Origin of the sequence: Actinomyces sp. zg296 (assembly GCF_009829695.1) — a bacterium.
GTDB lineage: Bacteria > Actinomycetota > Actinomycetes > Actinomycetales > Actinomycetaceae > Actinomyces > Actinomyces marmotae.
In genome coordinates this window covers 87,441-100,013 of the sequence record NZ_VWPG01000008.1, presented here as the reverse complement: position 1 = coordinate 100,013, position 12,573 = coordinate 87,441, and the positions used below count along the sequence as shown (strand labels likewise).

At 70.2% G+C, this 12,573-nt stretch carries 11 protein-coding genes; 8 read left to right on the top strand and 3 right to left on the bottom strand.

The genetic code is table 11. The features are described from left to right. Nucleotides 1–184 precede the first annotated feature (184 nt). Together GVV76_RS07940 and nrdR are read left to right on the top strand one after the other, a co-directional pair. Nucleotides 185–442 (top strand): LysM peptidoglycan-binding domain-containing protein, encoded by a 258-nt coding sequence (locus tag GVV76_RS07940; RefSeq protein WP_159523468.1) that lies wholly within the window; start codon nt 185–187, stop codon nt 440–442. 106 nt (nt 443–548) lie between these two features. Continuing rightward, nucleotides 549–998 carry a transcriptional regulator NrdR gene (gene nrdR / locus GVV76_RS07935; RefSeq protein ID WP_159523484.1) on the top strand — a complete coding sequence of 150 codons (450 nt, stop codon included), beginning with the start codon at nt 549–551 and terminating at the stop codon, nt 996–998. 25 nt (nt 999–1,023) lie between these two features. Here the strand turns inward: nrdR and GVV76_RS07930 are convergent, their stop codons facing one another. Beyond that, on the bottom strand, nt 1,024–2,163 hold the full coding sequence (locus GVV76_RS07930; RefSeq protein WP_159626249.1) for a glycosyltransferase family 4 protein: 1,140 nt from the start codon (nt 2,161–2,163) through the stop codon (nt 1,024–1,026). A 590-nt stretch (nt 2,164–2,753) separates the two neighbouring features. Next, on the bottom strand, nt 2,754–3,494 hold the full coding sequence (locus tag GVV76_RS07925; protein ID WP_159523466.1) for an IclR family transcriptional regulator: 741 nt from the start codon (nt 3,492–3,494) through the stop codon (nt 2,754–2,756). A gap of 129 nt (nt 3,495–3,623) precedes the next feature. Here GVV76_RS07925 and leuC point away from each other — a divergent pair, with 129 nt between their 5' ends. From leuC to GVV76_RS07900, 5 genes are all read left to right on the top strand, one after another. Further along, entirely contained in the window at nt 3,624–5,066 is a 1,443-nt protein-coding gene (gene leuC / locus GVV76_RS07920; RefSeq protein WP_159626230.1) for a 3-isopropylmalate dehydratase large subunit, read from the top strand. Nucleotides 5,067–5,101: 35 nt separating this feature from the next. After that, on the top strand, nt 5,102–5,755 hold the full coding sequence (gene leuD, locus GVV76_RS07915; RefSeq protein WP_159626228.1) for a 3-isopropylmalate dehydratase small subunit: 654 nt from the start codon (nt 5,102–5,104) through the stop codon (nt 5,753–5,755). A gap of 101 nt (nt 5,756–5,856) precedes the next feature. Next, complete coding sequence (murA, locus tag GVV76_RS07910) at nt 5,857–7,179, top strand: UDP-N-acetylglucosamine 1-carboxyvinyltransferase (RefSeq protein ID WP_159523461.1); 1,323 nt, start codon at nt 5,857–5,859, stop codon at nt 7,177–7,179. Between the two features lie 89 nt (nt 7,180–7,268). Next, a complete protein-coding gene (locus GVV76_RS07905; protein WP_236263314.1) occupies nt 7,269–8,096 on the top strand; it encodes a lysophospholipid acyltransferase family protein in 828 nt (275 codons plus the stop codon). Next, nucleotides 8,093–9,127, top strand: coding sequence for an NAD(P)H-dependent glycerol-3-phosphate dehydrogenase (locus GVV76_RS07900; RefSeq protein WP_159626226.1), 1,035 nt, complete (start codon nt 8,093–8,095; stop codon nt 9,125–9,127). The genes GVV76_RS07905 and GVV76_RS07900 overlap by 4 nt, the downstream gene beginning before the upstream one ends. 45 nt (nt 9,128–9,172) lie before the next feature. On the opposite strand, the gene GVV76_RS07895 is transcribed toward GVV76_RS07900, so the two are convergent. After that, complete coding sequence (locus GVV76_RS07895; RefSeq protein ID WP_159626224.1) at nt 9,173–9,874, bottom strand: AMIN-like domain-containing (lipo)protein; 702 nt, start codon at nt 9,872–9,874, stop codon at nt 9,173–9,175. 357 nt (nt 9,875–10,231) lie between these two features. Between GVV76_RS07895 and GVV76_RS07890 the strand changes: the two genes are divergently transcribed. Continuing rightward, nucleotides 10,232–12,553 (top strand): Ig-like domain-containing protein, encoded by a 2,322-nt coding sequence (locus GVV76_RS07890; protein WP_159626222.1) that lies wholly within the window; start codon nt 10,232–10,234, stop codon nt 12,551–12,553. Nucleotides 12,554–12,573 lie beyond the last annotated feature (20 nt).

The window sequence follows — 12,573 nt, the reverse complement described above, 5'->3', positions numbered from 1 at the left end:
CCCGGCCCAGGCCGGGCCCGCGCAGGGGATGGGGCGGGCAGGAGCCTCCAAGCGGGGTGGGGGCGCCGCGCGCGCCGGGCATGCTGGGGGTGCCGCGCGCGCTGGGCATGCTGGGTGCGCCGGGGGTGCCGCGCGCGCTGGGCGTGGGGCCTCTCGGGGAGTCCTCGCCTCGCTGCCGGCGCCCATGCGTTGGGCCGTCGTCTCGATGATGGTCGTCGTCCTACTCGCTCTGGCCGCCGCCGCGGGAATCATCGGCAGTGGTCTCATGGCCCCCGCGAAGACCTCCACGACCACGGTCCAGCCGGGCCAGTCCCTGTGGGACGTCGCCGCCGCCACGGGCGCGGCTGACGTGTCCGAGGCCATGGCTCAGATCGTCGACCTCAATGGCCTCGACTCCTCAACGATCCACCCGGGGCAGAGCCTCGTCGTCCCCGCCCACTGACGAATCGCCCAGAGGGGCGGTCGCTGGGCGCGCGGCTCCTTGCGGCGACGGCGGTGGGCGCCTAGGCTCCACGTCACAGGCCATGCTTCAACCCCGAGGAGCCCGCGTGCACTGCCCCTTCTGCCGCCACGACGGCTCCCGCGTGGTCGACTCCCGGACCTCCGATGACGGCCTGGCCATCCGTCGTCGCCGAGAGTGCCCGGCCTGCGGTCGGCGCTACACGACCATCGAGACGGCCAGCCTGTCCGTCCGCAAGCGCTCCGGCGCCGTCGAGCCCTTCTCCCGGGACAAGGTGATCGTGGGCGTGCGCCGGGCCTGCCAGGGCCGCCCGGTCTCCAATGATGACCTCGCGCTGCTGGCCCACAAGGTGGAGGAGGCCATCCGCGCCACCGGCCATGCCATCGTCGACTCCCATGAGGTCGGCCTGGCGATCCTCGGGCCGCTGCGCGAGCTCGATGAGGTCGCCTATCTCCGCTTCGCCTCGGTCTACTCCAACTTCAACAGCCTGGAGGACTTCGAGCGGGCCATCGCCGACCTCCGAGCGGCGCACGCCTGAGCCACTGGGAGGGCCCGCCGCCTCCTTAGCGCTCGTCGATCGCGCGGACCAGCCGCTCCACCAGGGACGGCCACGTCCAGCGATCGATCATGAGATCCCTGCCAGCGGCGCCCATCCGGGCGCGCGCATCGGCGTCGGAGAGTTGGCGGACGATCGCTTCCACGAGCGCGTCCTGGTCGCGCCCGTCAACCACGTTCCCAGTCACGCCCTCCACGACGGTCTCGGGCGCGCCACCGCTGGTCCCCGCGATGACGGGCAGTCCCGCCGCGGAGGCCTCGAGGAAGACGATGCCCAGGCCCTCGACGTCGAGGCCCCCGCCGCGCGTGCGGCAGGGCATGGCGAACACGTCCCCCATGGCCACATGCCCGGGCAGCTCGCCGTAGGGGACCTCGCCGGTCAGGATGATGGAATCGCGCACGGGGGAGCGCCGCTTGAGGAGCGCCAGGCGGCGCGCGTAAGAGCCCCATCCCACGATGACCAGGCGGGCCCCCGGGACGCGCTCCACCACGCGCGGCCAGGCCTCGATGAGGGAGTCCTGACCCTTGCGCGCCACGAGCCGGGACACGCACACCACCGTCGGGGCGCCCCCCAGCCGGTAGCGGGCGCGAAGCGCGGCGCGGGCGGCGGGATCGGGGCGGAAGCGGTCGACGTCGATGCCGCTGGGAAGATGGGTGGTGAGGGTACCCGCTGGCATGAAGGGGCGCAGGCGGCCGAGCGTGTACTCGGAGATGTAGGTGACGACGTCGGCTTCGCGGAGGATGCGGCGCAGGAGCCGGCGGGAGCCGGGCAGCATGGACCAGCCGACCTCGTGCCCGTGAGTCGTGGCGATGACGCGGCTCGCGCCGGCCCGCCTCGCGGCGCGGCCAAGCAGCCCGAGCGGCGCGGCGGCGCCGAACCAGACGGTCTCGATACCGCGCTCGGCGATGATCCCCCGCATCCTGCTCCGCGCCCCCGGCGTGGGCAGGAGCATGTGGGTGGGCATGCGGATGACGTCGAAGGGGGCCTCGGAGTCGAAGGCCGCGGCGGCCTCGGCGCCCTCGGGGGGAGTGGAGGCCAGGACGGTCAGATCCGAGGGCGGTAGGCGGCGGGTGTAGTCGTCGAGATAGGACTGGATCCCTCCCACGACGGGCGGGAAGTCGTTGGTGACGAGGAGTGTCCGGCGCATGCCGGGAGTCTAGAAGACCTCTCCATCGAGACCGGTCGATATCACGAGCGAGACCGGTCGAAAACAGGAGCGAGACCGGTCGAAAAAAGGAGCGAGACCGGTTCCCCGACCTCGCCGACGGTCGACCGCAGGACGACACCAGTGAGGACGGCGGGGCTCACGATGGCCACCGCCGCGCCGTCGGCGGCGCCGTAGCGTGACGGGCCGGTCTCGCAGGTGGTTCCTCCGCCCCCTGACCCACGCCACCGGCTGGGTGAGCGGGTGGAACGCGGAGGGGGTGGGTTCGCGGCGCGTTGAGAACGACGGCCCTGTGAGCAGACCATGCAGTGACTGCTCGTCGTCGAGCCCGCTGCGCGTTCTCATGCGCTTCCGCGCGTGGTTCTCCAGCTCGCGCGGATGGATCTCCTCGATCGCGACGAAGCCGTACGGCGGCTTCTGGTGATCATCGACCCCACCCGCCTGCTGGCCGCCGCCCACCCGCAACCAACACGGAGGCCCCGCTCCCGGTATCGACCGGTCTCGCTCCCGGTATCGACCGGTCTCGCTCTTATTTTCGACCGGTCTCGGCGAGGGGGGGGAGGGGGGAGGGGTCAGCCCTCGTCGGCGGTCCGCAGGATCTCGGACAGGCGGCGGGCGGCGGCCATGACCACGGCGCCGTGCACGCGGCCCGGCTGGCGGCCCATCCGCTCGATCGGCCCGGAGATCGACACGGCCGCGATCACCTTGCCGCTCGCGCCGCGCACGGGGGCCGAGACCGAGGCGACGCCCGGCTCTCGCTCGCCCACGGACTGCGCCCAGCCGCGCCGGCGCACCGCTGAGAGCATCGTGGCGTTGAAGCGCGCCCCCACCAGGCCCCTGTGCAGCCTGTCCGGCTCCTCCCAGGCCAGCAGCACCTGCGCCCCCGAGCCGCCCAGCATGGACATCGTCGCCCCCACCGGGATCGAGTCGCGCAGGCCGATGGGGCGCTCGGCGTTGGCCACGCACACGCGCACGTCCCCCTGGCGGCGGTAGAGCTGGGCGGACTCGTGCGTCTTGTCCCGCAAAGCCGCCAGCACCGGGCCGGCGGCTGTCAGGAGGTGATCCTCGCCGGCGGCCGAGGCGAGTTCGGTCAGGCGCGGGCCGAGGATGAAGCGCCCCTGCGAGTCGCGCGAGACCAGTCGGTGGTACTCCAGGGCGACGGCGATGCGGTGGGCCGTCGGCCTGGCCAAGTGGGTCGAGGAGACGAGCTGGGCGAGTGTCGCCGGGCCCGCCTCCAGGGCGCTCATGACGAGGGCCGCCTTGTCGATGACGCCCACACCGCTGCTGATCTCTGATTCCAACGCTTCGTCCATACTCTGATACTGCCATCCCGAGGGCTGAGATCTCAAGTAATGTCGAGGATCTACAGCAACGGTGTGTCACGAAAGACAATAAGCGACGCTGAAACGGCGCCGAGCGACGCTGAGTGAAGGGGTAATGCGATGGGAATGACTCTCGCCGAGAAGGTATGGCGGGACCATGTGGTCAAGAAGGGGGCGGACGGGGCCCCGGACCTGCTCTACATCGACCTCCACCTCATCCACGAGGTGACCAGTCCGCAGGCCTTCGAGGGGCTGCGCCTGGCCGGGCGCTCGGTGCGCCGCACGGACCTGACGATCGCCACCGAGGACCACAACACCCCCACTCTCGACATCGACCTGCCGATCGCCGACGTCACCAGCCGCGCCCAGATCGAGACGCTTCGGGCCAACTGCGCCGAGTTCGGGGTCCGCATCCACTCCCTGGGTGACGCCGACCAGGGCATCGTCCACGCCGTCGGCCCCCAGCTGGGACTGACCCAGCCCGGCATGACCGTGGTCTGCGGGGATTCCCATACCTCCACCCACGGCGCCTTCGGGGCGCTGGCCTTCGGCATCGGCACCAGCCAGGTCGAGCACGTGCTCGCCACCCAGACCCTGCCGGTGGCCCCCTTCAAGACCATGAGCGTGACCATCGACGGCGAGTTGCCGTCCGGCTCGGGGGCCAAGGACATCATCCTGGCCATCATCGCGAAGATCGGCACCAACGGGGCCCAGGGCCACGTCATCGAGTACCGGGGCCGCGCTATCGAGGGCCTCTCCATGGAGGCCCGCATGACGATCTGCAACATGAGTATCGAGGGCGGTGCGCGCGCCGGCATGATCGCCCCCGACGAGACGACCTTCGCCTACCTCAAGGACCGCCCCCACGCCCCGCGGGGCGCCGACTGGGACGCCGCGCTGGAGCACTGGCGCACCCTGCGCACCGACGACGACGCCGTCTTCGACACCGAGGTCGTCCTCACCGCCGCGGACATCGAGCCCTTCGTCACCTGGGGCACCAATCCCGGGCAGGGCCTGCCGATCTCCGCGTCCGTCCCCGACCCCGCCACCATCGCCGACGAGACCGAGCGCCGCGCCGCCGAGCGCGCCCTGGAGTACATGGGCCTCGCCCCCGGAACTCCGCTGCGGGACATCGCCGTGGACACCGTCTTCCTCGGCTCGTGCACCAACGGGCGCATCGAGGATCTGCGCGCCGCGGCCGAGGTCGTGCGCGGCCGCACCAAGGCTCCGGGCCTGCGCATGCTCGTCGTCCCCGCCTCCGCCCGCATCCGCCTCCAGGCCGAGGCTGAGGGCCTGGACCAGGTCTTCAAGGGTTTCGGCGCCGAGTGGCGCAACGCCGGGTGCTCCATGTGCCTGGGCATGAACCCCGACCAGCTCACCCCCGGGGAGCGCTGCGCCTCAACGTCGAACCGCAACTTCGAGGGCCGCCAGGGCAAGGGCGGGCGCACCCACCTGGTCTCGCCCGTCGTCGCCGCCGCCACGGCCGTGCGCGGGAGGCTGTCCACCCCAGCGGACCTGGAGCCGGTGGCCGGGCGGGCCGCCACTGCCGGCCGGGCCGCCTGAGGGACACCGGGACGAGACAGGGAAGCAGGATCACCATGGACAAGTTCATCCGCCACACCGGTATCGGCGCCCCGCTGCGCCGCAGCGCCGTCGACACCGATCAGATCATCCCGGCGGTCTACCTCAAGCGCATCACCCGTACCGGCTTCGACGACGCCCTCTTCGCCGCCTGGCGCGCCGGCGAGCCCGACTTCATCCTCAACCAGGAGGCCTACAAGCGGGCCTCCGTGCTCGTCGCCGGCCCTGACTTCGGCACCGGCTCCTCCCGCGAGCACGCCGTGTGGGCCCTGAAGGACTACGGCTTCAAAGTCGTCCTCGCCCCGCGCTTCGCCGACATCTTCCGCGGCAACGCCGGTAAGCAAGGGCTCGTGGCCGGGGTCGTCAGCCCCGAGGACTGCGAGCAACTGTGGAAGATCCTCGAGAACGAGCCCGGCACCGAGATCACCGTGGACCTTGAGGAGCGCTCCGTGACGTGCGCGGGTCTGCGCACCACCTTCGCCATCGACGACTACGTGCGCTGGTGCCTCATGGAGGGCCTCGACGACATCTCGCTCACCCTCACCGAGGAGGAGGCCATCAGCGCCTACGAGGCCGCGCGCCCCTCCTTCAAGCCCGCCACCCTGCCCGCCCGCCACCTGGCCCCCGCCGAGGTCGTCCCCGCCCGCGGTGCGGAGATGCCCACACCCTGAGGAGGTCGGCCGGGCGCCTGGCCTCGCCTATGCTTGGTTGGCCCGCCGTCCCTGCGCCGGGCGGAGCGCGGACCCAGCCGCGCGGGGTTAAGGAGGTAGGCATGGTCGACGGTCTTCTTCAGGTTGAGGGCGGCCGCCCGCTCAGCGGTGAGATCACCGTGCGCGGCGCGAAGAACCTCGTCCCCAAGGCGATGGTCGCGGCGCTGCTCGGCACGACGCCGTCGGTGCTCGGCAACGTCCCCCTCATCCGGGATGTCGAGGTGGTCTCCGGACTGCTGACCCTCCACGGCGTCCAGGTGGACTACGACCAGACCGCCGGCATCCTCCGCCTCGACCCCTCCCGCGTGGAGGCGGCCCATGTGGCGGATATCGACGCCCACGCCGGCAGCTCGCGCATCCCGATCCTGTTCTGCGGGCCCCTCCTGCACCGCCTCGGCGAGGCCTTCATCCCCGACCTCGGCGGCTGCCGCATCGGGGACCGCCCGATCGACTTCCACCTCGACATCCTGCGCAGCTTCGGCGCCGTCGTCGACAAGCTCGAGGCCGGCATCCGCCTGACCGCGCCCGATGGCCTGCGCGGCACCGTCATCGAGTTGCCCTATCCCAGCGTCGGCGCCACCGAGCAGACCCTGCTCACCGCCGTGCGCGCCGATGGGCGCACCGAGTTGCGCGGCGCCGCCGTCGAGCCCGAGATCATGGACCTGGTGGACGTGCTGCAGAAGATGGGCGCCATCATCTCCGTGGACACCGACCGCATCATCCACATCGAGGGCGTCGAGGAGCTCGCCGGCTACCGGCACACCGCCCTGCCCGACCGCATCGAGACGGCCTCCTGGGCCTCCGCAGCCCTGGCCACCGGCGGCGACGTCTTCGTCCACGGCGCCCACCAGAGCCATATGACGACCTTCCTCAACATCTTCCGGAAGGTCGGCGGCGCCTTCGACGTGCGCGACGACGGCATCCGCTTCTACCACCCCGGCGGGGACCTACGCTCCATCGTCGTGGAGACCAACGTCCACCCCGGCTTTATGACCGACTGGCAGCAGCCGCTCGTCGTGGCCCTCACCCAGGCCGACGGCGTCTCGATCGTCCACGAGACCGTCTACGAGAACCGCTTCGGCTTCACCAAGGCCCTGTGCAAGATGGGCGCGGCCATCCAGGTCTACCGCGAGTGCCTGGGTGGGACCGCCTGCCGCTTCGGGCAGCGCAACTTCTACCACTCCGCCGTCATCTCCGGGCCCACGCCCCTGCGCGGCGCGGATATCGTCGTGCCCGATCTGCGTGGCGGCTTCTCCCACCTCATCGCCGCCCTGGCCGCCCAGGGGACGAGCCGCGTGGAGGGCATCAACCTCATCGACCGCGGCTACGAGCACTTCATGAGCAAACTGGGCTCACTGGACGCCAAGGTGACCCGCCTGGCCTGACGCCGCGCGACACGAGGGCGCCGCGCCCGGTGAGGCGGCGCGGCCGGGCCCGATCCGGCTAGAGTCGTGCCGTGCCTCAGAAGCGTCCTATGAGCCTGTTCTACCGCTTCGCCTCGCGCGGAGCGATCATCCCCTTCCTCAAGATCGTCTCGCGCCAGCGCGTGACCGGTGTCGAGCGCTTCCCCGCCGACGGCGGCTTCATCGCCGTGGCCAACCACCTGTCCAATATCGACGCCCTCACCGCCATGCGCACGCTCGTGGACGCCGATATCCCCGCCTACTCCCTGGCCAAGGCCAGCCTGTTCAAGATCCCCGTGGTCGGGCAGGTGCTGCGCGCCGGCGGCCAGATCCCCGTTCAGCGCGGCACGGCGAGCGCCTCCGACGCCCTGCGCGAGGCCGAGAGGGTCCTCGCCGACGGCGGCGTCATCATGATCTTCCCCGAGGGCACCCTGTCCCGCGACCCCTTGAAGTGGCCGATGGTCGGCAAGACCGGCGCGGCCCGCCTGGCCATGAGCACCGGCGTGCCCGTCATCCCCATGGCGCAGTGGGGCGGGCAGGACATCATGGACACCTGCACCGACGCCTTCCACCCCTTCCCGCCCAAGCCCGTCACGGTGCGCGTGGGCGAGCCGCTGGACCTCACCCGCTTCGGCAGCGACACCGACGACCACGACGCCGTGCGCGCCTGCACCGCTGAGATCATGCGCGCCATCACCGCCGAACTCGAGGTCATCCGGGGCGAGAAGGCGCCCCGCCCCTTCGACCCGCGCTACGACATCGACCACGGCCCCGGGGCCTATGGTGAGCGCCGGCCCGACCCGGACCCGGGGGCGGCCCCCGGGGTGGCCGCCCGGCCCGAGCCCGGGGCCGGTGATGCCCCGGGCGGCCGCGTCGAGTCGGAGGAGGCCGGGCGGTGACCGGCCAGGGGGCGCCGGCCCGCGCCGCCATTATCGGCTCAGGGGCCTGGGGCACCGCCTTCGCCTCCCTCATCGCCGAGGCCGGCGGCAGCGCGACCATCTGGGCGCGCCGGGCTGAGATCGCCGAGGAGATCAACGCCGGCGCCAACGAGCGCTACCTGCCCGGCCTGCGCCTGCCCGCCGACGTGCGGGCGACGACGGACATGGCCCAGGCCGTCAGGGGCGCGCAGATGCTGGTCGTCGCCGTGCCCTCCCAGGCCGCCCGGGGGATCGTCGCCCCCCTCGCCGGGCGCCTTGAGGAGGGCGTCGCCGTCGTCTCCCTCATGAAGGGCATTGAACTGGGCACCGGGATGCGCATGAGCGAGGTCCTGGGCCAGGCCCTCCAGGCGGGGCCTGAGCGCCTCGCCGTGGTCTCCGGCCCCAACCTCGCCGACGAGATCGCCGCGCGGCAGCCCACCGCCACCGTCATCGCCGCGGCGGACGAGGGCTTGGCCGTGCGCGTGGCCGCCGCCTGCGCCACCGCCGCCTTCCGCCCCTACACGAACACCGACGTGCTCGGCGTTGAGCTGTGCGGGGCGGTCAAGAACGTGATCGCGCTGGCCGTCGGTATGGCCGCCGGCCGGGGCTACGGCGACAACTCCAAGGCCACGATCATCACCCGGGGCCTGGTGGAGATCACCCGCCTGGGCCTGGCCCTGGGCGCGAGCCCCGAGACCTTCGCGGGCCTGGCCGGGATGGGCGACCTCGTGGCCACCTGCTCCTCGCCACTGAGCCGCAACCAGTCCTTCGGCCGTCACCTCGGCGAGGGCATGAGCGTGAACGAGGCCGCCTCGGCCTCGCGGGGCGTGGCCGAGGGCGCTAAGTCCGCGCGCGCCGTCCTCGATCTCGCCGCCCGGCACGGCGTTGAGATGCCGATCACTGCGGGAGTGGTGGCCGTCGTGGAGGGGGCGGCGAGCGTCGAGGAGGTCAATGACGCGCTCTTGGCGCGCCCCCGCAAGACCGAGGGCGTCCACGGCGAGCGGATCGACTAAAGGGCCGCCCTCCCGCCCCGGGAGCGGGAGGGCGGGACGCGCCGCTCAGGGATGCTTGACGTCCACGACCAGGCGCGTGGGAGAGTTAAGCGCGAAGATCCGGTAGGACCGCGATGTGGTGCCCAGGACCAGCTGGTACTGGGCCTCGACGGTCGGGTCGTAGTAGACCGAGGCGATCGCCGGCATGCCCACCTCCGCGCTGAGGGTCTTCTGCACCGACGCGATCTCCTCAGCGGTGGAGGGCATGCGCGCGCCCGTTCCGAAGATCCGCAGGATGTGGTCGCCGGAGGGCTGGATCGGGTCGCCCTTGCCCTGCGTGCCCGCGTCGGCGACCCAGTCCGCCCGCCAGCCGGGCGTCCCCTCGCCGCTCAGGTCGACGACGACGCGGTCGTAGTCCTCATGCGTCCCCGTGCGCACGCCGGTCACTAGGAGGCTCGCCGCGTCGCTGGACGCCTGTGCGGAGCCCGTCTCCACCCAGGGCGCGTCGGCGCCCGTGGCGGATGACTCCGAGGCGGTGGCGATCGTCGTGGCGGTGGGCAGGGGCTCGCCGGTGGGGATCGGCCCGGTGGAGGTCGGCCCGGTGGCGGCGGCGCCATCCGCGGCGGCGCTGGTGGCCGGGGCCGCGCCCGGGGCGCTGGGGGTGGGGGGAGCGGGGTCGGCGGCGGAGCCGCAGGAGGCCAGCGCCAGGGAGGACAGGGATACGAGGCCGGAGGCGGTGAAGATGCGGCGGCTGGGCGCGGTGGTCATGGTTCCTCCTCGTGGGCAGTGGTGGGACGACAATAGCGCCTTGTGTCCCATGGCACGTCCCGGGCCGCTCGCGGGCCGAGCCGGTAAGCGCCTCGCAGCTTCGAAGGAGATGAATGATCGTCCGCTCAGTGGGATGAGAGGGAGGGGTGAGCAACAATGCCATCTATTTTCGGTCTCGTTGCGGTAACTCCGCCGAGTTTATCTTCGGCCGGGGGTAGATTGATGGTCGGTGTTTAGGGCGCCCATTCCCCTGGGGTGCCCGCATGCCTCCTCTGTCGTATTAGGGTTGAAAGATGTGGAGGAATGCTCTTGCCATCCCTATCCCATGACCGGATCTCGCGCCATCGCCGAGGTCGAATGACGTCGAGAGCGTCGATGGTCCTGATCGTCGTCGCCATGGCGTCATTGTTGTTCGTGCTCCCGGTGCTCCCCGGCGCGCTGCCCCGCGCGTCGGCCGTCAACTCCTGTGCTGGCAGCTTGTCTGAGTTCGCCTGGCAGCCGGGGCCCAACATCGTCGACGTCAATGGTGAGAAAACTTACCAGAGCAGGGGCGGCCAGCTGGCCCGCCTCCAGTGGAAATGGACGGTTGACGCCGACGCCAATCCAGGCGACACCATCACGATGACCCTGCCGGACCTCGTCGAGGTCTACCCCCTTCTGAAGCCTTTCGACGTCTATGACGGCTCGGGTGAGAAGGTCGGCACTGTCACCTGGGGGCCTGGCAAGGGCGCCACGGTCACGCTCACCCTCGGTAGTTACGTGAGTACCCACGGCTCGGTGTCGGGGTCCGCGTTCATCAACATCGTGTGGACGCAGGGGGCGGCTGTCGGCAAGCACGACCTCCTCTTCAAGGGGTGCAGGGGTGAGGCGACGCTGAAGTCCGAGCTCCTGCCTGAGCCCCCGGCCGGCACATTCGCCGTCAGTTCCAAGTACGGCCAGGTCGACTCAGGGAGGAATCAAGTCGTCTGGAGTCTCGGTATTGGCAGCGCCACGAAGCAGAACTACTCTGATGCCCAGCCGGTGATCGAGGACCCGGGTGGTGAGGGCTATGTTCTCAGCTGCGATAAATTGACTATTGACAACATCACGCCGCGCCCGTACGACAAAGTGGTGTACAACAAGAACTTCCTCGACAAGAGCAGGTACACCTGTGAGAAATTCGGTGAGCGCGGCATCAGGGTGACGATCAACAAGAACGCGGACGGCAACTACATTGATCGCTACGAGTCGTACTTTATGAAGATCTATGGAACTCTCGACCCCAATTACAAGGACTACGCGAAGCTCCATAACACCGCGAAGGTTAAGAACGGCCCCGATGTCGTTAAAGGCCCCGACTATGATGTGCCCGGTGAGGCAGAGGTCCCTGACGCTGGCGGAGAGGGCTCCGGCAAGCAGGTCAAGTTCTCCATCCAGAAGGAAGTGAGCGGGCCCGCCCCCGACGGGACCAAGTACTCCTTCGAGTACAAGTGCCTGGGGGACCAGTTCGCCCCGCTGCCCGCCGTGTCCGCCGGCGAGAAGACCACCAGCGCCACAACCAAGTCCTCAGCCAGGTGCACAATCAGGGAGAAGGATGTCCCCAAAGGCGTGACGGTGGCCTATGAGATCCAGAATCCCGATTCAGGGGCCACCCTCACCCCGGGCCCGAACGGTGAGGTCACCCTGACGTTCAAACTGGATTCCGAGGCCGATGTCAAGATCAAGGCGACCAACACCTTCCCCGCTGAGCTCCCCGCTTTCTCCGTGAAGAAGGAGACCTCTGACGGCAGTTTCGTCGTCGGCTCCACTGCGAGCACCCTGCGTCGCACCTACAGCGTGACGGTAACGAACACGGGCACGGGTCGGGGGACATCCCCGGAGGTCGTGGACATCCCCTCCACGCCCCAAGGATTCTCAATCGACAAGGTCGAGGTCGACGGCGTCAAGGTGGAGAAGAATCAGGCCGGGTACTACGTGACCCGAGGCGATGAGCTCGACGTCAAGGCCTCCAAGACCCACGAGGTGGTCATCACGTACAGCCTTGATCCCACGGCCATGGACTCGGGAAGCTTTGAGCTCCTCGGCCAGTGCCAGACGGGCGGGGCCGCCGCCGACTCCACGAAGGGCCTCTACAACAAGGTCACCATGGAGCAGGACTCCGATGGCGATGCCAACAACGATGCCTGCACCGTTGGTGAGGACCGCCGAGGGCGGGTCACGTGGACCAAGATCGACGCCGACACCCGCCAGGCCCTGGCCGGATCCGAATGGGAGATGAGCGGCGAGGGCATCCCCGCCGGCACGGTCATCACCGACTGCGTCGCTGATAACGCGGACTCATGCGCTCCTCAGGGCGGCAACGGCGCGACGGCTCTCTACGACCGCGATCCGAAGCCGGGCGCTTTCGATGTCCAGAACCTCCCCCTGGCGAACACCTGGCGGAAGCTCAGGGAGTCCAAGGCTCCCGCGGGCTACGTGCTTAACAAGCGCGCGCAGAACTTCATCACCCACGAGGGCGCTCCTCATCACAACTTCAGTAAGCCTTTCGAGAACTCCAAATCGCCGGTGCCGATGCTCCCGCTCACCGGTGGGATGGGATCGGATGTCTTCCTCATCAGTGGAGGCGTCGTCTTCCTCCTGGGAGTCGCCTGGGAGGCGGCCCGCAGGGTCCGATCCAAGCGACGGCCCGCGTCCCTCTGAGCCTGTGACGGCAGTGAGCG

Coding starts and splice junctions, on each gene's coding strand:
- GVV76_RS07940 (WP_159523468.1), top strand. CDS start 185: ATGCGTTGGGCCGTCGTCTCGATGATGGTCGTCGTCCTACTCGCTCTG.
- GVV76_RS07930 (WP_159626249.1), bottom strand. CDS start 2,163: ATGCGCCGGACACTCCTCGTCACCAACGACTTCCCGCCCGTCGTGGGA.
- GVV76_RS07925 (WP_159523466.1), bottom strand. CDS start 3,494: ATGGACGAAGCGTTGGAATCAGAGATCAGCAGCGGTGTGGGCGTCATC.
- leuC (WP_159626230.1), top strand. CDS start 3,624: ATGGGAATGACTCTCGCCGAGAAGGTATGGCGGGACCATGTGGTCAAG.
- leuD (WP_159626228.1), top strand. CDS start 5,102: ATGGACAAGTTCATCCGCCACACCGGTATCGGCGCCCCGCTGCGCCGC.
- murA (WP_159523461.1), top strand. CDS start 5,857: ATGGTCGACGGTCTTCTTCAGGTTGAGGGCGGCCGCCCGCTCAGCGGT.
- GVV76_RS07905 (WP_236263314.1), top strand. CDS start 7,269: ATGAGCCTGTTCTACCGCTTCGCCTCGCGCGGAGCGATCATCCCCTTC.
- GVV76_RS07895 (WP_159626224.1), bottom strand. CDS start 9,874: ATGACCACCGCGCCCAGCCGCCGCATCTTCACCGCCTCCGGCCTCGTA.
- GVV76_RS07890 (WP_159626222.1), top strand. CDS start 10,232: ATGACGTCGAGAGCGTCGATGGTCCTGATCGTCGTCGCCATGGCGTCA.